This window comes from Streptomyces sp. NPDC002276, assembly GCF_053891435.1.
Map to the genome: position 1 here is coordinate 1 of NZ_JBSFCQ010000013.1, position 20,226 is coordinate 20,226.

The following is a 20,226-nucleotide window of genomic DNA, read 5'->3' on the forward strand; positions in this document are numbered from 1 at the left end:
AAGGTGGACATCCCGGTCGCCACGGGTGAACGCATCCACGACCGCGTCGAGTTCCGCGAGCTGTTCGAGAGCTAGGCCGTCGCCCGAGGGTGCGGCACTACGGGATGCTCGGGACGGGCCATGCGGTCACCATACCCTCCCTGGGTATGGCGACCGCACAAGGGTGGTCTGCCTCCGGTCAGTTCCCCACTGCCGGTGCTTTCGCGCTGCGGTAGGTGGAGATACCCAGCGCGAGCAGCCAATAACTGAGAATCGCGCCCATGAGAGCGGTGGTGCCCCAGCCGTTCGCCGCGTAGAAATTCGCCGGAGAATTCCCGAAGAACAGGGACGGCACGAAGGCCAGATTGATCCCGGCCAGGACATAGCCCGACCTGCTGGTCCAGCGCGGCAGGAGTTCCGTGCGGGAGACGGCGAATCCCAGCGCGGTCAGAAAGAACGCGAGCATGAGCCGGGAGATCGACCCGTAGAGAATGTAGGTGCCGCTGACGTCGATCGTCGGGTCGATCGGATGGTCGGCGGCGATCACCGCACCGGCTTCCAGACCGCTGGAGACCAGCGTGATCGTCGTGTAGACCAGCCCGGCGGTGAAAGCCATGGAACCGGCCCACTCGTACGCGGGATTCACGCGCTTCACCAGTTCACGGAAGGCCGTCACGAACACCAGCAGAAACGCCAGCGCGACGATCCCGATCAGCAGCCGGGCCAGCACATTCGCGTCCGGCGGCGGTCCCGAATAGATGAAGTAGAGCGGAACTTCGACGATGAGAGCGACCGCGGCGGCGATTCCCGCACCGCCCGCAAGACGCCTGGCCGACATTTCGTTCATGGTGTCCCCCGGAATTTCCGTGTGGTGGATTCGGTACACCTCGAATCCTGCCGCCGACGGCACACACAGTCCCTGGGCCTGAGGACCGGATCGGGGGTGTGCCTGGCGACACCCTCACCTACGGCCCCAAAAACGATCGAGGGGCGGTTCCGGATTCCTCCGGAACCGCCCCTCAACCAACGACTCAATCGAGTCGGGACGACAGGATTTGAACCTGCGACCCCTTGACCCCCAGTCAAGTGCGCTACCAAGCTGCGCCACGTCCCGTCGCGCTTTCCTGCGGTGAACCGCGTGATCGCGCGAACAGCAGCCTACCCCACGGTCGGGGGTGCGCCGAAGCCGGTGCCGGGCGCGGGACAATCGTCGTATGAGCGACACATCCTCGGACGGCGCGGACGGTACGAACGGGGTGCGGGACCGGGACGGTGAGGGCCGGGCGCGCAATGCCCGGCCCCGGGACGGGCTCGGGCGGCCGCTGCCCTACGGCGTGGACGGCGTGGCACGGCAGCCCGAGGGCGTTGTGCGGGCGCCGGAGGAGACCGTCGTCGAGGCGCAGGCGTTGCTCGACGAGGGGAAACCGTTCCACGCGCACGAGGTCTTCGAGGACGCCTGGAAGTCGGGGCCGGACGAGGAGCGTGCCCTGTGGCGCGGGCTCGCCCAGCTCGCGGTGGGACTGACGCACGCGGCCCGGGGGAACGTCACCGGCGGCGCCCGGCTGCTGCGGCGCGGTGCCGGAGGCGTGGAGGAGTGGTCGTCCCTGAACGGGCGGGCGCGGCCGTACGGGATGGATCTCGCGGGGGTCGCCGCCTGGGCGCGCGAACTCGGCGACGACGTGGAGCGGGGCGGCGGGAACGTCGACGCACGGGCGCGGGCGCCCCGGCTGCGCGGAACGTCGTAGCCGGTCGATGCCGTGTCGGTACCGGTCGATGATGCCGTCGATGCCGTGTCAGTACCGGTCAGTACCGGTCGGTGTACTGACTGTCAGTGGCGTGAGGCAGACTCGGGGGCGTGCGAAAGATTCATGTCATCGGTATCGGCGCGGGCGACCCCGAGCAGCTCACCCTCCAGGCGGTCAGGGTGCTGCGGAGCACCGACGTGTTCTTCATTCTCGACAAGGGTGAGGTGAAGTCCGACCTCACCGGGCTCCGCCGGGACATGCTCGACGCGCACATACCGGAGGGGACGTACCGCCTGGTAGAGGCTCGCGACCCGGAGCGGGACCGGAAGGCCGGGGGTGCCGCGTACTCCCCGGCGGTCGGGGACTGGCGCAGCGCTCGCGCGGACATCTACGAGCGGCTGATCACCGAGGAGTTGGGCGAGGACGAGAGCGGCGCGTTCCTGGTGTGGGGGGATCCCTCGCTGTACGACAGCACGCTCGGGATCCTGGAGGAGATCCTGGAGCGGGGCGCGGTGACCTTCGAGTACGACGTCGTGCCCGGCATCAGCAGTGTCTCGGCGCTCGTCGCCCGGCACCGCACGGGGCTGAACCGGGTGGCCGGGCCGGTGCAGATCACCACGGGCCGGCGGCTGTCCGAGGGGTTCCCGGAGGGGGTGGACGACGTGGTCGTGATGCTCGACGCGCGGCAGACCTTCCGGCAGTACGCCGACGACGACATCGACATCTACTGGGGCGCCTATATAGGTACCCCGGACGAGATCCTCGTCTCCGGGCCGATAGCCGAGGCCGCCCCGCGCATCGAGCGGTTGCGCGCGGAGGCCCGTGAGCGCAAGGGCTGGATCATGGACACGTATCTGCTGCGCCGGCACCCGGCAGCGGAGTAGGCGCGGGCAGGCACCCGAGCGGACCCGCCCACTGTGCAAGGAGGGTCCATCGGTGTGAAGGTGACCTCGTGACAGTCGCCGAGGAAACCGCGCTGCCCTCCGCGCAGCAGCCCCCCGTGCTGGACTCGCGCCGCCGCAACGTCGTCTTCGTGACGATCGTGCTCGGCATGCTGCTGGCGGCCCTCGACCAGACGATCGTGGGCACCGCCCTGCCGACGATCGTGTCGGACCTGGGCGGTGCCGCGCACATGTCGTGGGTGGTCACCGCCTATCTGCTGGCGGAGACCGTGGCGACCGTGCTGGTCGGCAAGTTCGGCGACCTGTTCGGCCGCAAGGTGGTCTTCCAGGTCTCGGCGATCGTGTTCATCACGGGTTCGTTCCTGTGCGGTCTCGCCACCAACATGACGTTGCTGATCGCCTGGCGCGCGGTGCAGGGCATCGGCGCGGGCGGGCTGATGGTGACGGCGATGGCGCTGATCGCCGACGTCATCCCGCTGCGGGAGCGCGGCAAGTACCAGGGCGCGATCGGCGCGGTGTTCGGCGTGGCCACGGTCATCGGACCGCTGCTGGGCGGCCTGTTCACCGACCATCTGACCTGGCGCTGGGCGTTCTACGTCAACGTGCCGATCGCGATCGTCGTCGTCATCGCGGCGGCCCGCACCATCCCGGTGGTCAAGTCGGCCGTACGGCCCGTCATCGACTATCTCGGCATCGCACTGGTCGCGGTCGGCGCCAGCTCCCTGATCCTGGCGACGAGTTGGGGCGGCAACGAGTACGCGTGGGGTTCGGCGACCATCATCGGCCTGTTCGTGGGCGGCACGATCGCGCTCGGCCTGTTCTGCTGGGTAGAGACGCGGGCCGCCCAACCCATGCTGCCCATGCGGCTGTTCGGCAACCCGGTGTTCGCGGTCTGCTCGATCCTCAGCTTCATCGTCGGCTTCGCGATGCTCGGCGCGCTGACGTATCTGCCGACCTATCTCCAGTACGTCGACGGCGACTCGGCCACGGTCTCCGGTGTGCGGACGCTGCCCATGGTGATGGGGCTGCTGATCGCGTCCGTGTTCAGCGGCAACGTGGTCAGCAAGACCGGCCAGTACCGCCTCTTCCCGATCATCGGCTCCGCGGTGATGGGCGTCGGGTTGTATCTGATGTCCCTCATGGGTCCGGGCACCGGGGCGTTCCTGGAATCGGTGTACATGTTCGTGCTCGGCACCGGCATCGGGCTGTGCATGCAGGTGCTGACGATCGCCGTGCAGAACACCGTCGAGTACACCGACCTGGGCACCGCGACCTCCGGCGTCACCTTCTTCCGTACGCTGGGCAGTTCCTTCGGCACCGCCGTCTTCGGCACGATCTACGCCAACAGCCTGGCGCCCAACCTCAAGGACGGCATCGCGTCCGCCGCGAGGACGAGTGCGCTGAACCCGGCCGTCATCACCAAGGCGGCGACCAGCCCCGAGGGTCTGCACAAGCTGCCGCACGCCGCCGCCGCGCCGATCATCAACGCGTACGCCGACACCATCCAGACGGTGTTCCGGTGGACGGTCCCGGTCGCGGTGATCGGTTTCGTCGTCGCCCTGTTCCTCAAGCAGGTCCAGCTGCGCGACAGCGCGCGGATGGGCTCCACCGACATGGGCGAGGGCTTCGCGTCCCCGCGCGGCGGTGACTCGCAGCGCCTCCTCGAAGCGGCCGTGGGCAAGGTCATCGGCAGCACGGACCTGGACACGGCCCGGCGGATCATCACGGACTCCGACACCCGGCTGGACATCGCCGGCGCCTGGGCCGTGATGCAGGTCGAACTGTTCGGCCGGCTGGTCGGCCACGCCAGCCTCGGTCTGATCGCCGCCCGCCGGCACATGCCCCCGGAGGTGCTCCTCCCGGTCTTCGACCGCATGGTCGAGGAGGGCTACCTCACCCGCACCGGTTCCCTCCTCTCCCACACCTCGGCGGGCGAACGCGAGGCCGAGATCATCGGCAGGGCGTGGGGCAACTGGCTGGAGGCCCGGGTCCAGCAGGACATCGGCCGCCCCTCGGGCACCGACCTCCGTGCCGCGGTCGACACCATCGCCAAGCGCCTGCTGGTGGAAGACCTCAGCTCCGGACTCCCGCAGCGCCCGGCGGAGTTGGCCGAGAGCTCCACCTCCTGAACGGGAACTCCACCTCCTGAAAGGGGACTCCGCCTCCTGAAAACCGGGTGCCGGGCGAGCGGAGCCGCTGTCACACTCACGGCATGTCCCCGACACCCGTGCGCTTCCACGACTCGCGCGCCACGCTCGCCGACTTCGCGTCGTCGGTGCTGGTCCGGTGTCCGCGCTGCGAGCGGATCGCCCACTTCGAACAGCGCCCGTGCACCACTCCGGACGCCGCCGGCAAGAGGTACCCGCACACCCGCCTGGTCTGCCGGTCCTGCGGCCTGTGCCGGATCAGCGTCGGCGCGGTCCACTCCTCGCGGTACTCCAGCGCCTGTTCCTGCCCGTCCCTGTGGCTGCGGACCGGAACCCGGCACGGGGAGCTGTGGGCGTACAACCTCCAACACCTGGGCCTCATCAGGCGGTTCGTCGCCGCCGACCTGCGCGAACGCGCGTCCTGGTACGACACCGGCCGGAAGATGACGCTGGTCGCCCGACTCCCGGCCTGGATCAAGAGCGCCAAGAACCGGGACGAGGTACTGCGCGCGGTGCACCGCCTCCGGGCCACGGTCATCACCCCGGGCTGAACCCCGGCCACCCCGGCCACCCCAGCCACCCCAGCCACCCCAGCCACCCCAGCGCCCCGGCGACATCAGGCACCACACGCACCCCCTCCGGCAACGGCGGCCGTCCTACGACCACCACCGGGACGCCCGCCTCCCGCGCGGCCGTGAGTTTGGCCGCCGTAGCCGCTCCCCCGCTGTCCTTCGTCACGACCACGTCGATCCGGTGCTCGCGCAACAGCGCCGCCTCGTCGGCCACCGTGAAGGGGCCGCGCGCGAGCAGTACCTCCACGTCCGGTGGCATCGGGGGCTCGGGCGGCTCCACCGACCGTACGACGAAGTGCAGTTGGGGCAGGTGGGCGAAGGCGGCGAGGCCCAGGCGGCCGGTGGTGAGGAGGATACGGCGGCCGAGTGCGGGCAGCGCGTCGGCGGCCTCGGGCAGTGAGGCGACCATGTGCCAGCGGTCTCCGGGGACCGGCCGCCAGCCCGGTCTGCGCAGCACCACGGCGGGAAGTCCGGTGTCCGTCGCGGCCCACGCCGCGTTCGCGGTGATCGACTCGGCGAAGGGGTGCGTGGCGTCGACGACCGCGTCCACGTGCTGCTCCCGCAGCCACTCGGCCAGCCCCTCCGCGCCGCCGAACCCGCCGATCCGTACGTCCCCGGCCACTGCCCCGGGCCGCGAGACCCGCCCGGCGAGCGAAGTCGTCACCCGGGCCTCGGGACGCCGTACCGCCAGCTCGGCGGCCAGCTCTCGTGCCTCGGTGGTACCGCCGAGGATCAGGATGTGCGGGAGCATGCGGCGAGCGTACGAGGTCACGTCAGCGCAGGAGGAGTTGCAGGCCGCCGATGATCGTCGCCGCGATCACGATCCGCTCGAACAGGCGCTGGTTGATGCGGTTCACGGCCCATTTGCCGATCAGCGCACCCGGCACGACGAACGCCGCGAGCGCTGCGTCGAGCAGCAGTGAGTGGCCGTCGATCAGGCCGAGCCCGACGCTGAAGGGCACCTTGGTGACATTGACGATCAGGAAGAAGAAGGCGGACGTGCCGAGGAAGCCCAGCTTCCGGAAGCCTGCCGAAAGCAGGTACATCGACATCACCGGGCCGCCGGCGTTGGCGACCATCGTCGTAAATCCGCCGAGCACTCCGTACGAGCTGGCTTTCACCCGGCCGGACCGGGTGGCCACCGAGTCCGGATCCTCGTCGGTCTCGGCCTTGCGGCGGCGCCACAAGGTCACTCCGGCCATGAGCAGCAGGATCGCGCCGATCGACGTCCGTACGACCGCGTCGTCGGCCCACACCAGGAACAGGGTCCCGATCACGACCCCCGCCGCGACCGCCGGGAACAGTCGCCACAGGGTGGGCCAGTGGGCGTGCCGACGGTAGGTGAGGACCGCGAGGACGTCGCCGACGATCAGGATCGGGAGCAGTACGCCGGTGGAGGCGCGGGCGGGCAGGACGGCCGCGAAGATCGCCAGACTGACCGTGTTGGCCCCGCTCACGGCGGTCTTGGAGAAGCCGACGAGCAGGGCCGCGGCGGCGAGCGCGGCGAATTCCCAGCCGGATATGTGCCAGAGCGTCATCGTGTTCATGCGAGGACCGATCGTATGTCCTTACATCTGTCCGCGTAAGGAGTGTCTCGCCAGGTGGCCCCTGCCACACCTCCGTGGATCATGGCGCCGAACGGGCGGTGTTAGTTTCTGACCGTGGCCGACACCCGCGCGCATGTCCTCCCCGGTACCCGGAGCACGATCACCGCACGCGAGTGGCCGCACGAGCGCCCGCGGTGCGTCGCCCTCGTCGCGCACGGATACGGCGAACACATCGGCCGGTACGCCGAGTTGGCCGCCGTGCTGGTGGCGCACGGTGCCGCCGTCCTCGGGCCCGACCACCAGGGTCACGGCGAGTCGGGCGGTGAGCGGGTGCTGATCGGCGACTTCGAGGACGTGGTCACGGACCTGCGCTCCGTCGCCGACCTGGCCCGCGCCACCTACCCGGGCGTCCCGCTCGTCCTGATCGGCCACTCCATGGGCGGCCTGATCGCGTCCCGTTTCGCGCAGCGCCACGGCGACGAGCTCACCGCGCTGGTGCTGTCGGGGCCCGTGATCGGGGACTGGAGGCTGCCGGGCAGGCTGCTCGCCCTCGACGAGATCCCGGACGTCCCGATCAGCCCGGCCGCGCTCTCCCGTGACCCGGAGGTAGGTGTGGCGTACGCCGCTGATCCGCTGGTCTGGCACGGTCCAATGAAGCGGCCGACGCTGGAGGCCTTCGCCCGCACCCTGACGACGGTCGCCGACGCGGTTGACGTCGGCTCGTTGCCGCTGCTGTGGCTGCACGGCGCTGACGACCGGCTCGTCCCGCTCCCCGGCAGTCGCGTGGGCGTCGAGCGGTTGAGCGGCGGCGAGTTGACCGAGCACGTGTATCCGGGTGCCCGGCACGAGCTGTTCCACGAGACGAACCGGGCGGAGGTCTTCGCGGACCTGATCCGTTTCCTGGACGGTGTGTTGAGCGGCGGCACGCGCTCAACATGACCGTGCCGAACTGCTCGCACACCCCAACTGGGCTGTCACATCACGGCACTTGACCTGGGCGCCCCGCGCACGGCACCGGGCCGACCACTGGTTCATTCAGCGGGCGACGCTGCTGCTGGTCCGGCGGTCGGGCATCCGGCGGTTCCTGGACGTCGGCACCGGGATACCGGCTTCACCCGACCTCCACCAGATCGCCCGGCCCACCGCGCCGGACGCGCGCATCGTATACGTCGACAACGACCCGATCGTCCTCGCGCACGCGGCGGCGCTGCTGCGCGGCACGCCCGAGGGCGCGACGGAGTACCTCCAGGCCGAGGCCCGCGAACCCCTCACGATCCTCGAACAGGCCGCCCGCCGGTTCCGCCCCTCATGGCCGCCCCGCCGGAAACAGCGCCCGCACCTCCCATCCGCCCCCTGCGCGCGGACCGGCCCGGAGTTCACCGCCGAGTGCCGTCACCCGTTCCGTGAGGCCGACGAGACCGAAGCCGCCGCCGTGCGCGGCGGCCGGGAGCTGGGTGCCGCCGCGGCCGTCGTCCGTCACCGTGACCTCCAGCCGGCGGCCCGCCCGGCGCAGCCCCACGGTGACCTCGGGGGCGTCGGCCGCGTGCCGCCGTACGTTCGTGAGGGCCTCCTGTACGACGCGGAAGGCGGCGGCCTGCACCTCGTGCGGGAGGTCGTCGGGGAGTGCGGGGTCGCGGTGCAGGGTGACCTTCTGGACCGGGCTCGCGAAGCCGTCGACGAGTTCGGCGACGGCCGCGAGGTCGCCGGCCGGGCGGCGGTCGGCCGCGTCCGGTCCGGCGTCGCGCAGTACGCCGACCGTGCGCCGCATGGACGCCAGGGCCTCGGTCGCGGCGCGTTCGATACCCGACAGCACGGGGTCGAGGTCAGCGGGCCTGCTGGTCGCCATCATGCGGGCCACCTGGGTCTGCACGAGGATGCCGGTGACGTGGTGGGCGACGAAGTCGTGCAGGTCGGCGGCGATGGCGAGGCGTTCGGCGCGCCGGGTCTCGGTGACCGCGACGGTACGGCGGTAGTCGAGCGAACGCAGATAGCCGGCGAACCCGGCGATCGCGCCGACGAGGACCAGTCCGACCGTCGTGACCAGCAGCAGGTTGTCGTCGGTGAGCGAGTGGAAGTAGCGGGCGGGCAGGGCGAGCAGCGCGAGGCCGTCCAGGACGCCGCACACCGCGGCCCAGGGCCGCTGACAGTGCCGTACGGCGATGAAGGTCAGGGTCAGCAGGATCACGATCTCGCCGGGGCCGAACAGCTCCGCGTGATCGGCGAGGATCGCGCCCGCGCTGTACAGCAGCGAGAGGACGGCGGGCACGGCGGTGCGCAGCTGCGGGGTGAGCCATGGCGGGCGCCGGGCGACGGGCCACAGGACGGCGGCCAGGCCGGTGCCGAGCACCAGGACCGCGGGCCAGGCCGAGCGGCCGGTGGAGGCGGTGAAACTCAGGTCGTAGGCCGCGAGACCGAGCAGGGCGCCCACGGCGAGCCCCCGTGCGCAGCCCCGGCCGGTGACGGATCTCATGCTGGTCACGGTATGCGAGGCGTGGTGGGGTGGGATCGGCCGAACGGTCGAGCGGGGTGCCGCGAACCCTGGCCGTTCGGCCGAGGCGGGCCCGGGTCCGGGCCGACGAGAGTGGGACCGCTTCCTCCCCTCCCACCCTTCAGGAGTACGTGATGCAGTCCACCAGGTTCGTCATCGGGGTGATCGGCGGCGCGGCGGCCGCGGTCGCCCTCGGTGCGCTCGGCACCCATCTGCTGTCGGGCACGCAGTCCACCACCGAACTCGACGCGCACAGCACGGTCACGGTGGACGGCCACAAGGCGCTGTCGGCGGACATCGTGGCCGGCCGGGCGCAGAGCAGGTACCACCCGCTCCCCTGGGTCGGCGACAAGGTCTCGGGGGTCACCTGCCCCACCGGCCTGAAGGCCGTCGCCGGAGCGACCGTCACCTGCACCGGCAGGAAGAGCGACGGTACGGCGGTCGACATCCCGGTCACCGTGGTCAAGGCCTCGGCGGACTCCGTCACGTGGAAGTTCGACCGCTCATGAACGCCGTCCTGGCCGGTGTCGGCCTCGTCAAGAAGTACGGCTCCACGACGGCCCTGGCGGGCGTGGACGTGGAGGTCGGTGCCCGCGACTCCCTCGCGATCATGGGCCCTTCGGGGTCCGGCAAGTCCACGCTGCTGCACACCCTCGCGGGGATCGTCCGCCCGGACGGCGGGCAGGTGCTGCTGCGCGGTGAGCGCATAGACGACCTGGGCGAGAACCGGCTCAGCGCCCTGCGCCGCAAGAGGTTCGGATTCGTCTTCCAGTCCGGCCAGTTGCTGCCCGAACTGCCCGCCGAGGAGAACGTCGCCCTCCCGCTGATGCTGGAGGGCCTGCCCCGGGCGCAGGCGGTGGAGCGCGCCCGGCGCTGGTTCGCCCCGCTCGGTCTGGACGGTCTGGAGCTGCGCCGCCCCGGCCAGTTGTCCGGTGGTCAGGCCCAACGGGTCGCCATCGCACGGGCGTTGGCCGTGGCGCCGGACGTGGTCTTCGCCGACGAACCGACCGGCGCCCTGGACCAGGCGACCAGCACGGAGGTCGTACGGCTGCTGACGTCGGTGACCCGTGAGCAGGGTGCCGCGCTGGTGATGGTCACGCACGACGCCGAAGTGGCCGCGCACTGCGACCGGGTCCTGCGGGTCCGGGACGGCCTGATCAGCGACTACAGCCAGTTCACCGTCAGTTGAGCCTCCGGAGTCCCCGATGCGTTCCCCCGTCCTGCCCCTGACCTGGCATCTCGCCAAGGCGTCCGGCCGTCGCGGCCGACAGAGCCACCTCCTCGCGGCCACTGCCGCCGCCGTCGGCTCACTCGTCCTACTCACCCTGCTCGCCGCCTACTTGGGCGCCGGGGCCCGCGCCGACCGCACCGCCTGGCGCACCCCCGCCCCGGACCGCCACGGCACCGCGGTCCAGGCCCTCGCCACGACCTACGTCCGCGACGAACCGATCACCGTCGTCTCCCTCGCCCAACTCCCCCACCACACACCGACACCCGCCCCACCCGGCCTCAACTCCTTCCCGAAGCAGGGAGATTGGTACGTCTCCCCGGCCCTCGCGCGACTCCTCCACACCCTCCCCCCGACCCAACTGGCCGACCGCTTCCCGAAGTCGACGTCCTACGGCACGATCGGCGCCGCCGGGCTCGCCTCGCCCGACGAGCTGGTGGCGGTGATCGGCCGCGCTCCCACGGACCCGGCGGTCGCCAAGTCGGCGGGCGGGCAAGGGATTTACGACGTGGGGCTGACCGCGCGGTCCGTCGTCTCCGGGTTCTCCGGTACGCGGCGCAGCGTGTTCACCGTCGACGACCAGGGCGCCGTACTCCTCGGTGTGGGTCTCCTGGTCGTTCCTGTGATCGTGCTGGCCGCCGCGGCCGGGCGGCTCGGTGCGGCCCGCCGGGAGCAACGCCTGGCCGCGCTGCGGCTCGCCGGGGCGACTCCCCGGCAGATCCTCGCCATGACCGGCGTGGAGGCGGCTGTGGTGGGTGCGGCCGGTGCCCTGGTGGGTGCGGTGGCCTACGGGGCGCTGCTGCCCGCGCTCGCCCAGGTGCCGTACGGCATCGGGACCTGGTACGTCGGGCAGTTGTGGGTGGGGTTGCCGTGGGTGGCGGCGGTCGTGGTGGGGGTGGCCGGGCTGATCGCGGTGAGCGCGATGTCGACGCTGCGTCAGGTCGCGTCCTCGCCGCTCGGGGTCGCCCAGCAGTCGGACCCGCGCCGCACCCGGCTGGTCCGGCTCGTGCTGTTCGTGGCGGTGCTGGTCTACATCCGGGTGAGCACCCACGGCAGCACCCTCAAGCCGGGGACGCTGGTCGCGCTGATGGTGCTGTTCTACGGCGCGTTCTGGATGTTCGGGCCGTGGCTCGTGGACCGGCTGGGCCGGGTCGTGGGACGGTTCGCGCGCCGTCCGGCGACCCTGCTGGCGGCCCGCCGCCTCAGTGACGATCCGCGCGGTGCCTGGCGGACGGTCAGTGGTCTGGTGCTGGCCGGGTTCGTCGCCGGGTTCTTCACCGTCGGTCTGCTCGGCATCGTCGGTCTCGACCATCGGGGCCAGGTCGCCGTACCGACCGCGAGCGCCGCGGACGCCCGGCACGCGGTCGGCGAGGCTCGCCGACTGCTGCGCGCGGCGGGCGTCGAGGCGACCGTGGGCACGGACGACGACGGGTTCCTGCTCGGCGGCAGCGACGGCGTGGTCGCGCATGTCTCCGGCGGACCGGCCTCCCTCGACACGGCCGTCACCGCCCTCCAGCCGCTCGGCGCGGGACGGTTGCCGTACGCGGGTGCCTACGCGGAGGCGCAGGACGCGGCCGTCAGCGACCGTCTGGCCCAACTCGGCACCGCCACACTGGCGGTGAGCTTCCTCGTCGCGACGGCCTCGGCGGGTCTGACCGCCGCCGCGAACGTCCTGGACCGGCGCCGTACGTACGGTCTGCTGCGTCTGTCCGGTGCGCCGCTGAAGGTGCTGGACCGGGCCAGGGTCCGCGAGACGGTCCTCCCGCTGGTCGTGCTGGCCGGCGGTACCACCGCGACCGGTCTGTACGCGGCCGTGCAGGTCAACAAGGCGGCGGGCAGCACGATCAGCACCTCCGGCGCCGTACAGCTGGCCGTCTGCGTGACCCTGGGCGCCCTCGCCATGCTCGCCGCGATCGGCGCGAGCCGCCCGTTGCTGCGCGTGGTCACGGCGGACCCGGCCCGGGCGACGGACTGACACCGACCGCCCCCTCCCCTCTGAGGCATGATCGACCCATGACCGTCCCCTCCCCGCCCATCCGTGTGCTGATCGCCGACGACCAGGAGATGGTCCGTACCGGTTTCCGGTTCTTCCTGGACGCGCAGCCCGACATCACCGTGGTCGCCGAGGCCGTCGACGGCGAGGAGGCCGTGGCGCTGGCCCGGCGTGAGCGGCCCGATGTGTGTCTGCTGGACATCCGGATGCCGAAGCTGGACGGTCTGGCGGCGACGCGGTTGCTGGCGGGGCCGGACGTGGCCGATCCGCTGCGGGTGGTCGTGGTGACGACCTTCGACCTGGACGAGTACGTGTACGGCGCGTTGCGCGGCGGTGCCTGCGGGTTCCTGCTGAAGGACTCGGGGCCGACGCTGCTGGCGGAGGCGGTCCGGGCGGCGGCGGCCGGTGATTCGCTGGTCTCGCCCTCGGTCACCGTCCGGCTGCTCAGGCATCTCACCGACACGACGACGGCGGCGCCCGAACCGGCCCCGCCCGCACCGGCGTTGCGCGAGCCGCTCACGGACCGCGAGGCCGAGGTCGTCCGGCTGGTGGCGCTCGGCCGGACGAACGCCGAGATCGCGGCCGAGCTGTATGTCTCCCTGTCCACGGTGAAGACACATCTCTCCAGCGTCCAGCTGAAACTGGCCGCGCGGAACCGCGTCGAGATCGCGGCCTGGGCCTGGCAGCACGGTCAGGTGCGGCCGGGTTCCTGAAAGCGCTCAGGCCGAGATGTCCACGGCCGCTTCCGCGTGCGTGACGAAGTCGTCGACCAACCGGTGGAAGAGCGCGGCGAGTTGGCGCAGGTCCTCGGAGGACCAGTCCGCCAGCGCCATCTCCATGCCCCTGCGGCTCGCGTCCCGGATGCGGTTGATGGCGGCCAGTCCGCTGTCGGTGAGCTGGATGCGCTGGGCTCGGCCGTCGTCGGGGTCCGGGATGCGGACCACATGGCCGAGTTGCTCCAACTGCCGTAGCTGGCGGGTGACATGGGAGGCCTCCACCGACATCCGGACCGCGAGGACCCCGGGGCGCAGCGGCTCGCTCTCGGCGATGTAGCGCAGGATCGCCACGGCGGCCCGGTCCAGGGGCAGGCCGACCAGCGCCATCAGGCGCTCGTGCTGCCGGGCCCGTCCGGCCAGATAGGAGATCCGGGTCAGGACCCGCTCGATCTCGGCTATGTCCGCCGGGACGGACGCTGTTGCGGGTGGCGGTGTGGACATGTGTCCACCGTAACAGGTACTTGCCTGAGTTAAGCAAGGTCGAAACGATTGCTTGACTTAAGTAACGCATTTATGGTTGCCTAACTCAAGCAAGTCCAGAGCTGGGGTCACCGAAGCGGAGGTGTCCCCGTCGCGCCGTACGCCGTGGGGACGGAGTATGGCGCCGTCACCGGTTCCCGGCGGTCGGAGCACTCCCCCCGTCCGCCGCCGGGGCCGGTGACACCCCTCACGCACATGGAAAGCGAGTCCCCTCATGGCCACGATGAAGTCCGTCCAGACCGGTGCCGTCGACAAGATCGACGTGGTGGACGTCGAGCGTCCGGTACCCGGACCCAAGGACGCCCTCATGAAGATCCGTGCCTGCGGGATCTGCGGTACCGACACCTTCTTCCTGCACATCGGCGGCGGCCCGTTCGGCGCGGGCGGCGCCATGGTGCCGGTGCCCCTCGGGCACGAGCCGGCCGGTGAGATCGTCGAGGTCGGTGCCGAGGTCGACGGTCTGAAGACCGGTGACCGGGTGGTCGTCAACCCGCAGGGCTCCCCCTCCGGGATCATCGGCTGCGGCGGCAAGCACGGCGCCATGAGCGACTACCTCCTGCTGGAGGACTGCGAGGTCGGCAAGAGCGTCACCGTCTTCCCCGACACCGTGCCCTTCGACGTCGCCGCCCTGAACGAGCCGATGGCGGTGGCCCGGCACGCCGTCAACCGTTCGGAGGCCAAGCCCGGCGACAAGGTCGTCATCTTCGGCGCCGGACCCATCGGTCTGGGCGCGGCCATCTGGCTGAAGCTTCGCGGGGTCGAGCACGTCGTCGTCGCCGACGTCATCGCCTCCCGCCTGGAGACCGCGCTCGCGGTCGGCGCGGACGCCGTCATCAACTCCGCCGAGGAGGACGTGACGTCACGCCTGACCGAACTGCACGGGCAGGCCGCCAACGCGCTCGGGCAGCCCCGCCCCGGCACCGACATCTACATCGACGCCGCCGGTGTCGCCGCCGTCGTCAACACCACGGTCGACTCCGCGAAGTGGGGTGCCAAGCTGGTGATGGTCGCCGTACAGAAGAAGGGCGCCGACATCGACCTCGGCGGGATGCTGCGCAGCGAGCTGACGCTGATCGCCTCGCAGGGCTACCCCACCGAGATCTTCGAGGTCACCCAGGAGATCGTCGAGCACCACGAGCGGTTCGCCAAGCTGATCAGTCACCGGGTGCCCTTCGGCGAGGTCGAGCACGCCTTCGAGCTCGCGCTGACACCGGGCGCGGCGGAGAAGATCGTCGTCACCTTCGACGAGTAGACGAGCAGCGGGCGGCGCGCCGGTCCCCCGCCCCCCGGCGGGGCCCGGCGCGCCGCCCGCCCGCCTCGGACAGGACCCCCACACCATGATCCACCGCCTGCAGCGGGTGCTGCGCTGCCATCCCCGTACCGTCGACCTGGTCCTCGCCGCCGCGCTCCTCGCCTGCGCCTTCCCCGGCAGCATGCTGACGATCCCGGGCCGCGATCTCGAAGTCCCTTGGTGGCCCGGCGTGTTGGTCTCGGGTCTCGCCTCGCTCGCCCTGCTGTGGCGGCGCACCCTGCCGCGCACCACCGTGGTGGTCACCCTCTGCTGCGCCATGGCGGTGGCCGCGCTCGGCTACGTCGTCACGGTCCTGGTGATCGGGCCGCTCATGGTCGCGCTGTACACCCTGGCCCTGCGCTCCGAGCGGACCACCGCGAACCTCTTCACGGCCGCCGGCATCACTCTGCTGGTGGCAACGGCCGTGATCGTGGGCCCCAACAGCGAACCGCTGATCCTGAAACTGCTCGGCCCGGTCTTCTGGCTGCTGCTGCCCACCTCGCTGGGCACCACGACCCGGCTCCGCGCGGCCTATCTGGAGGCGGTGCAGGCCCGTGCCGAGCACGCGGAACGCACCCGTGAGCAGGAGGCCCGGCACCGTGTCACCGAGGAACGCATGCGGATCGCCCGCGATCTGCACGACGTCGTCGCCCATCACCTCGTCCTGGCCAACCTCCAGGCCGGCACCGTCGTACGGCTGATGCGCAGCCGCCCCGAGGAGGCAGAGCGGATCGCCGGTGAACTCGCGGGCACCACACTGTCGGCCGTCCGCGAACTCAAGGCCACCGTGGGCCTGTTGCGGCACGCGGACGACTCGGAGTCGCCCTCGGGCCCTGCGCCGGGACTCGCCCAACTCACAGAGCTGGCAGCCTCGTTCGAGCCCGCCGGGCTGGTCGTCAGCGTCAGCACGGAGGGCAGGCCGCAGCCGCTGTCCGCCGGTACGGATCTCACGGCGTACCGCATCGTGCAGGAGGCGCTCACCAACGTGACCAAGCACGCGGGCACCGGTTCGGCCGAGGTGCGGCTCAGCTACTCGCACGACCGGCTGGGCATCACCGTCACCGACCACGGCGGTACGGCGACGCCCTCGTCCCCCGTCACCGGTGGCGGGTACGGCGTGATCGGCATGCGGGAGCGCGCGCTCTCCGCCGGTGGCCGACTCCACGCGGGTCATCGGCCCGAGGGCGGCTTCGAGGTCGTCACCGAACTGCCGTTGCTCCCCCGTTCACCGGCCCACTCCCAGAATGTACTTGCGTAACTCAATCAATCTCATTATGGTTGAGTGAGTCAAGCAAGCTAGCTCGTCCCTGATCGTCGCAGCTCGTTCCCGTTCCCGATGGAGGCTCCGCCATGTCCGACGCCCTTGCCCGACCCGCCGAAGCGGGTTCCTCCGCTCCGCCGAGGTCGAACGCCGTCGTCGCGGTGCTGGCCTTCGCCGGAATCGTCGTCTCGCTGATGCAGACGCTGGTCATCCCGATCATCCCGGAGCTGCCGAAGTACCTGAACGCCTCCGCGTCGAACACCGCGTGGGCGGTCACCGCCACCCTGCTGGCCGCCGCCGTGGCCACCCCGGTCGTGGGCCGCCTCGGCGACATGTTCGGCAAGCGCCGGATGCTGCTCACCAGCATCGTGCTGCTGGTGTCCGGCTCGATCGTGTGCGCCCTGGCCGACTCGCTGGTCCCGATGGTCATCGGCCGCGCGCTCCAGGGCCTGGCCGCCGCGGTCGTCCCGCTCGGCATCAGCATCATGCGGGACGTACTGCCCAGCGACCGGCTGGCCGGCTCCACCGCCCTGATGAGCGCCTCGCTCGGCGTCGGCGGCGCCCTGGGTCTGCCCTCGGCCGCCTTCATCGCGGACCACTACAACTGGCACATCCTCTTCTGGGTCTCCGCCGTCCTCGGTGTCCTGTCCTTCCTGCTGGTCCTGGTGCTCGTACCCGAGTCCAAGGTCCGCACCGGTGGCCGCTTCGACCTCGTCGGCTCCCTCGGACTCTCGACCGGACTGATCTCCCTGCTGCTCGCCATCTCCAAGGGCTCCGACTGGGGCTGGACCAGCGCGACCACTCTGATCCTCGGCATCGCCGCCGTCACGATCCTGCTCTCCTGGGGCTGGTACGAGCTGCGCAGCACGCAGCCGCTGGTCGACCTGCGGACGACCGCCAAGCCGCAGGTGCTCTTCACCAACCTGGCCTCGATCGCCCTCGGCTTCTCGATGTTCGCGATGTCCCTGGTCCTCCCCCAGCTGCTCCAGCTGCCCACCCAGACGGGCTACGGCCTGGGCAAGTCGATGCTGACGGTCGGCCTGGTGCTGGCCCCGCAGGGCCTGGTCATGATGGCCATGTCCGCGGTCTCCGCGGGCGTCACCAAGGCCAAGGGCCCCAAGGTCACCCTGATGATCGGCGCGCTGATCGTGGCCTCCGGCTACGCCCTGAACATCGTCCTGATGTCCGAGGTCTGGCACCTCATCCTGGTGTCCTGCATCATCGGCGCGGGTGTCGGCTTCACCTACGGCGCCCTGCCCGCCCTGATCATGGGCGCGGTCGACCCGTCCCAGACCGGTGCCGCCAACAGCCTCAACACCCTGATGCGGTCCCTGGGCACCAGCTTCGCCAGTGCCATCGCCGGGGTGATCCTGGCCCAGATGACCACCGACTTCGGCGGCGCCGCCCTTCCCTCGGAGAACGGCTTCAAGGTGGTCATGGCGATCGGTGCGGGCGCCGCGCTGCTGGCCTTCTTCCTCGCGAGCCTGATCCCCAAGGCCCGTGCGGCCGTCGAGGCATCGGCCGACAAGGAACCGACCCCGGCTCCGGAGGTCTCCGAGGCCAAGGCCTGAGGCATTCTGGTTCATCGAGCACACGGCGGTCGCCGCCCCGCACCCAGCGGGACGGCGACCGCCCTCGGTCTGCCCGCGCACCCTGCCGTCCCCGAGCGAGGAGTCCACGATGACAACACCCAACTCCCGTGACACAACGGCCGGTTCGGCCATCGCACCGGTCGTGCGGCTCGCCGCCGGTGCGGTGCGCGGACGACTGGAGGACGGACTCGCGGTCTTCCGCGGCATCCCGTTCGCCGAACCGCCCGTCGGGGACGCCCGCTTCCAGGCACCGCGCCCGGTACGCGGCTGGGACGGCGTGCGCGACGCCCTCGAATTCGGGCCGCCGCCCCCGCAGGAGTCCGGCATCCAGGGCCGCCGGGGCGTGCTGACGGGACCGATGGGCGACGACTGGCTGACCGTCAACGTGTGGACACCGGCACCCGATCCGGCGGCCCGCCGCCCGGTCATGGTGTGGATCTACGGCGGCGCCTACAAGTTGGGGCACGCGGGCAGCCCCGGCTACGACGCCCAGCACATCGCGCGCGACGGCGACGTCGTGGTCGTGAGCCTCAACTACCGTGTCGGCATCGAGGGGTTCGCGCGCATCGAGGGGGCGCCCGCCAACCGGGGGCTGCTCGACCAGGTCGCCGCGCTGGAGTGGGTGCGGGAGAACATCACGGCGTTCGGCGGTGATCCGGAGCAGGTCACGGTCTTCGGCGAGTCGGCCGGTGCCGGGTCGGTGGCCTCGCTGCTGGTCATGCCGAGCGCGTCCGGACTGTTCCGGCGGGCGATCGCGCAGAGCATGCCGGACACCTTCTTCTCCGACACACTGGCCCGGGACATCGCGTCCGCGATCGCCGCGGAGGCGGGACTGCGCCCGACGGCCGCCGACCTCGCGACCGTGGCACCGCGTCAACTGACCGGCGCGGGCGGGACGTTGACCGACAAGATGCACCAGTACGAGGACCGGTGGGGGTCGGTCGCGCACACGCCGACGCCGTTCTCGCCCGTCGTCGACGGCGAGGTGCTGCCCACCACCCCCTGGGAGGGCCTGGCGGCCGGTGCGGCCCGGGACGTGGAGCTGATCCTCGGTCACAACCGGGACGAGACCCGTCTGTTCACCGTGCTCGGCGGACAGCTCGGGAAGATCACCGAGGAGGACGCGACGGCGAGCCTGCGCCGGTTCGGGCCCGGGCCCGACGCCGAACAGGTCTATCGCGCCGCCTTCCCCGACGCCTCGCCGGGCGAATTGGACGAACTCGTCCGCTGCGACCGGGTGTTCCGCATGCCCTGTCTGCATCTGGCCGAGGCGCAGGTCGGCGCCGGCGGTCGCGCGTTCGTCTACGAACTCACCTGGCCCGCCCCGGGGTTGGGCGGTGTACTGGGCGCCTGCCACGGCCTCGACGTCCCGTTGCTGTTCGGCAACTTCACCGCCGACCTGGGAAATCTGCTGTTCGCCGATGTCGAGCCCTCCCCCGAGGCGCTGGCGCTGTCGTCCCGGTTCCGCTCGTCCTGGGCGGAGTTCGCGAGGACGGGCGACCCGGGCTGGCCCGCCTACGACACCGAGCGCCGGTCGGTACAGATCCTCGACGCCCACCCCGTGGTCACCGCCTACCCCGAGGAGACGTCACGGCGACTGTGGGAGGGCCACACCTTCCGCGCGCTGCCGCTGACCGCGTGACCGAGGGGGAGGCGTACCGTCACGGGCCCTCTCCCTTCCCGGCGAGCAACCGCTCCAGCCGGTCGAAGCGTTCGTGCAGGGCTCGGACGGCCTCCTCGCCCAACTCCTCTGCGCCGTGGGCGAGATGGTGGCGGCGGCGCTGTTCGCGGCCGACGAACCAGGTGGCCAGCGCCGCGGTGACCAGGCCGTAGGTGGTGATGCCGACGACCATCACCACCGAGCCGACGACGCGGCCCCACAGCGTGACCGGGAAGAAGTCGCCGTACCCGACCGTCGTCGCCGTCTCGATCGACCACCACAGGGCCCTCGGGTAGGTCGTCAGGTTGGCGCCGCGGGCTCCGTGTTCGGCGGCGACCACGGCCCACGAGCCGACGAGCATCACCACGCCGAGGACCGCCGTCGCCCCGCCCGCCGCCTTCAGATGGAGCGAGCGGCCCTCCCGGCCGAGCAGCAACTCGACCGCCCTGGTGAGGAATCCGGGCAGCATGGCCACTCCTTCGCGTCACGGTGCCGGGGCCTGGGGCCAGTGTCGGGGCGGGCGGGGACGCGGGCATGCCGGACGGGGCGTTCGAGTTGCCGTACG

General features: G+C 71.3%; 19 protein-coding genes, 1 tRNA gene and 1 pseudogene. 14 read left to right on the forward strand and 7 right to left on the reverse strand.

Going from position 1 to position 20,226, the window contains the following annotated elements:
* Positions 1-178: 178 nt before the first annotated feature.
* Both ACWIHT_RS29500 and ACWIHT_RS29505 read right to left on the reverse strand, forming a co-directional pair.
* Positions 179-826 carry a hypothetical protein gene (locus tag ACWIHT_RS29500; RefSeq protein ID WP_456171553.1) on the reverse strand — a complete coding sequence of 216 codons (648 nt, stop codon included), beginning with the start codon at positions 824-826 and terminating at the stop codon, positions 179-181.
* 193 nt (positions 827-1,019) lie between these two features.
* A tRNA-Pro gene (locus tag ACWIHT_RS29505) sits at positions 1,020-1,093 on the reverse strand.
* A 100-nt stretch (positions 1,094-1,193) separates the two neighbouring features.
* On the opposite strand from ACWIHT_RS29505, the gene ACWIHT_RS29510 reads away from it, so the two are divergent.
* The 4 genes from ACWIHT_RS29510 (at position 1,194) to ACWIHT_RS29525 (ending at position 5,324) form a co-directional block, all read left to right on the forward strand.
* Positions 1,194-1,724: a DUF309 domain-containing protein gene (locus ACWIHT_RS29510; protein WP_456171333.1), complete on the forward strand. Its 531-nt coding sequence runs from the start codon at positions 1,194-1,196 to the stop codon at positions 1,722-1,724.
* 110 nt (positions 1,725-1,834) lie between these two features.
* The gene (gene cobF, locus ACWIHT_RS29515; RefSeq protein ID WP_456171334.1) at positions 1,835-2,608 is read left to right on the forward strand and encodes a precorrin-6A synthase (deacetylating); all 774 of its coding nucleotides are present in this window, start codon (positions 1,835-1,837) and stop codon (positions 2,606-2,608) included.
* A 68-nt stretch (positions 2,609-2,676) separates the two neighbouring features.
* Positions 2,677-4,755, forward strand: a complete 2,079-nt coding sequence (locus ACWIHT_RS29520; RefSeq protein WP_456171335.1) for an MDR family MFS transporter — start codon at positions 2,677-2,679, stop codon at positions 4,753-4,755.
* A gap of 83 nt (positions 4,756-4,838) precedes the next feature.
* The gene (locus ACWIHT_RS29525) at positions 4,839-5,324 is read left to right on the forward strand and encodes a hypothetical protein (protein ID WP_456171336.1); all 486 of its coding nucleotides are present in this window, start codon (positions 4,839-4,841) and stop codon (positions 5,322-5,324) included.
* Here ACWIHT_RS29525 and ACWIHT_RS29530 read toward each other — a convergent pair.
* Entirely contained in the window at positions 5,311-6,096 is a 786-nt protein-coding gene (locus tag ACWIHT_RS29530) for a cobalt-precorrin-6A reductase (protein WP_456171337.1), read from the reverse strand. The two genes, ACWIHT_RS29525 and ACWIHT_RS29530, sit on opposite strands and share 14 nt — an antisense overlap.
* Before the next feature lie 22 nt (positions 6,097-6,118).
* Positions 6,119-6,892 carry a sulfite exporter TauE/SafE family protein gene (locus tag ACWIHT_RS29535; protein WP_456171338.1) on the reverse strand — a complete coding sequence of 258 codons (774 nt, stop codon included), beginning with the start codon at positions 6,890-6,892 and terminating at the stop codon, positions 6,119-6,121.
* A 114-nt stretch (positions 6,893-7,006) separates the two neighbouring features.
* Here ACWIHT_RS29535 and ACWIHT_RS29540 point away from each other — a divergent pair, with 114 nt between their 5' ends.
* Positions 7,007-7,831, forward strand: coding sequence for an alpha/beta hydrolase (locus ACWIHT_RS29540; RefSeq protein WP_456171339.1), 825 nt, complete (start codon positions 7,007-7,009; stop codon positions 7,829-7,831).
* Between the two features lie 91 nt (positions 7,832-7,922).
* A pseudogene (locus tag ACWIHT_RS29545) lies at positions 7,923-8,186 on the forward strand (SAM-dependent methyltransferase); the annotation flags it as partial.
* Between the two features lie 12 nt (positions 8,187-8,198).
* Here ACWIHT_RS29545 and ACWIHT_RS29550 read toward each other — a convergent pair.
* Positions 8,199-9,362 carry a sensor histidine kinase gene (locus ACWIHT_RS29550; RefSeq protein ID WP_456171340.1) on the reverse strand — a complete coding sequence of 388 codons (1,164 nt, stop codon included), beginning with the start codon at positions 9,360-9,362 and terminating at the stop codon, positions 8,199-8,201.
* Between the two features lie 152 nt (positions 9,363-9,514).
* Between ACWIHT_RS29550 and ACWIHT_RS29555 the strand changes: the two genes are divergently transcribed.
* From ACWIHT_RS29555 to ACWIHT_RS29570, 4 genes are read left to right on the forward strand one after another with little or no spacing between them, the layout of a single operon-like run.
* Positions 9,515-9,889, forward strand: a complete 375-nt coding sequence (locus tag ACWIHT_RS29555; protein WP_456171341.1) for a DUF4333 domain-containing protein — start codon at positions 9,515-9,517, stop codon at positions 9,887-9,889.
* Positions 9,886-10,569 (forward strand): ABC transporter ATP-binding protein, encoded by a 684-nt coding sequence (locus ACWIHT_RS29560; protein WP_456171342.1) that lies wholly within the window; start codon positions 9,886-9,888, stop codon positions 10,567-10,569. Before ACWIHT_RS29555 ends, ACWIHT_RS29560 begins: the two co-directional genes overlap by 4 nt.
* Positions 10,570-10,585: 16 nt before the next feature.
* A complete protein-coding gene (locus ACWIHT_RS29565) occupies positions 10,586-12,583 on the forward strand; it encodes an FtsX-like permease family protein (protein WP_456171343.1) in 1,998 nt (665 codons plus the stop codon).
* A gap of 38 nt (positions 12,584-12,621) precedes the next feature.
* Complete coding sequence (locus ACWIHT_RS29570) at positions 12,622-13,314, forward strand: response regulator (RefSeq protein ID WP_456171344.1); 693 nt, start codon at positions 12,622-12,624, stop codon at positions 13,312-13,314.
* Between the two features lie 6 nt (positions 13,315-13,320).
* On the opposite strand, the gene ACWIHT_RS29575 is transcribed toward ACWIHT_RS29570, so the two are convergent.
* Positions 13,321-13,818 (reverse strand): MarR family winged helix-turn-helix transcriptional regulator, encoded by a 498-nt coding sequence (locus ACWIHT_RS29575; RefSeq protein WP_456171345.1) that lies wholly within the window; start codon positions 13,816-13,818, stop codon positions 13,321-13,323.
* 253 nt (positions 13,819-14,071) lie between these two features.
* Here ACWIHT_RS29575 and ACWIHT_RS29580 point away from each other — a divergent pair, with 253 nt between their 5' ends.
* The 4 genes from ACWIHT_RS29580 (at position 14,072) to ACWIHT_RS29595 (ending at position 19,643) form a co-directional block, all read left to right on the forward strand.
* Entirely contained in the window at positions 14,072-15,109 is a 1,038-nt protein-coding gene (locus ACWIHT_RS29580; protein WP_456171346.1) for a zinc-dependent alcohol dehydrogenase, read from the forward strand.
* An 85-nt stretch (positions 15,110-15,194) separates the two neighbouring features.
* Positions 15,195-16,406, forward strand: coding sequence for a sensor histidine kinase (locus tag ACWIHT_RS29585; RefSeq protein WP_456171347.1), 1,212 nt, complete (start codon positions 15,195-15,197; stop codon positions 16,404-16,406).
* 92 nt (positions 16,407-16,498) lie between these two features.
* Positions 16,499-17,980: an MFS transporter gene (locus ACWIHT_RS29590; protein WP_456171348.1), complete on the forward strand. Its 1,482-nt coding sequence runs from the start codon at positions 16,499-16,501 to the stop codon at positions 17,978-17,980.
* A gap of 109 nt (positions 17,981-18,089) precedes the next feature.
* Positions 18,090-19,643, forward strand: coding sequence for a carboxylesterase/lipase family protein (locus tag ACWIHT_RS29595; protein WP_456171349.1), 1,554 nt, complete (start codon positions 18,090-18,092; stop codon positions 19,641-19,643).
* 19 nt (positions 19,644-19,662) lie between these two features.
* On the opposite strand, the gene ACWIHT_RS29600 is transcribed toward ACWIHT_RS29595, so the two are convergent.
* Positions 19,663-20,130, reverse strand: coding sequence for a potassium channel family protein (locus tag ACWIHT_RS29600; RefSeq protein ID WP_456171350.1), 468 nt, complete (start codon positions 20,128-20,130; stop codon positions 19,663-19,665).
* Between the last annotated feature and the right edge of the window lie 96 nt (positions 20,131-20,226).

What these genes read in the sequence shown, in the direction of transcription:
- ACWIHT_RS29500 (WP_456171553.1), bottom strand. Translation starts at nt 826, where the DNA reads ATGAACGAAATGTCGGCCAGGCGTCTTGCGGGCGGTGCGGGAATCGCC.
- ACWIHT_RS29555 (WP_456171341.1), top strand. Translation starts at nt 9,515, where the DNA reads ATGCAGTCCACCAGGTTCGTCATCGGGGTGATCGGCGGCGCGGCGGCC.
- ACWIHT_RS29525 (WP_456171336.1), top strand. Translation starts at nt 4,839, where the DNA reads ATGTCCCCGACACCCGTGCGCTTCCACGACTCGCGCGCCACGCTCGCC.
- ACWIHT_RS29600 (WP_456171350.1), bottom strand. Translation starts at nt 20,130, where the DNA reads ATGCTGCCCGGATTCCTCACCAGGGCGGTCGAGTTGCTGCTCGGCCGG.
- ACWIHT_RS29570 (WP_456171344.1), top strand. Translation starts at nt 12,622, where the DNA reads ATGACCGTCCCCTCCCCGCCCATCCGTGTGCTGATCGCCGACGACCAG.
- ACWIHT_RS29590 (WP_456171348.1), top strand. Translation starts at nt 16,499, where the DNA reads ATGTCCGACGCCCTTGCCCGACCCGCCGAAGCGGGTTCCTCCGCTCCG.
- ACWIHT_RS29585 (WP_456171347.1), top strand. Translation starts at nt 15,195, where the DNA reads ATGATCCACCGCCTGCAGCGGGTGCTGCGCTGCCATCCCCGTACCGTC.
- ACWIHT_RS29565 (WP_456171343.1), top strand. Translation starts at nt 10,586, where the DNA reads ATGCGTTCCCCCGTCCTGCCCCTGACCTGGCATCTCGCCAAGGCGTCC.
- ACWIHT_RS29550 (WP_456171340.1), bottom strand. Translation starts at nt 9,362, where the DNA reads ATGAGATCCGTCACCGGCCGGGGCTGCGCACGGGGGCTCGCCGTGGGC.
- ACWIHT_RS29510 (WP_456171333.1), top strand. Translation starts at nt 1,194, where the DNA reads ATGAGCGACACATCCTCGGACGGCGCGGACGGTACGAACGGGGTGCGG.
- ACWIHT_RS29595 (WP_456171349.1), top strand. Translation starts at nt 18,090, where the DNA reads ATGACAACACCCAACTCCCGTGACACAACGGCCGGTTCGGCCATCGCA.
- ACWIHT_RS29560 (WP_456171342.1), top strand. Translation starts at nt 9,886, where the DNA reads ATGAACGCCGTCCTGGCCGGTGTCGGCCTCGTCAAGAAGTACGGCTCC.
- ACWIHT_RS29530 (WP_456171337.1), bottom strand. Translation starts at nt 6,096, where the DNA reads ATGCTCCCGCACATCCTGATCCTCGGCGGTACCACCGAGGCACGAGAG.
- ACWIHT_RS29580 (WP_456171346.1), top strand. Translation starts at nt 14,072, where the DNA reads ATGGCCACGATGAAGTCCGTCCAGACCGGTGCCGTCGACAAGATCGAC.
- ACWIHT_RS29535 (WP_456171338.1), bottom strand. Translation starts at nt 6,892, where the DNA reads ATGAACACGATGACGCTCTGGCACATATCCGGCTGGGAATTCGCCGCG.
- ACWIHT_RS29575 (WP_456171345.1), bottom strand. Translation starts at nt 13,818, where the DNA reads ATGTCCACACCGCCACCCGCAACAGCGTCCGTCCCGGCGGACATAGCC.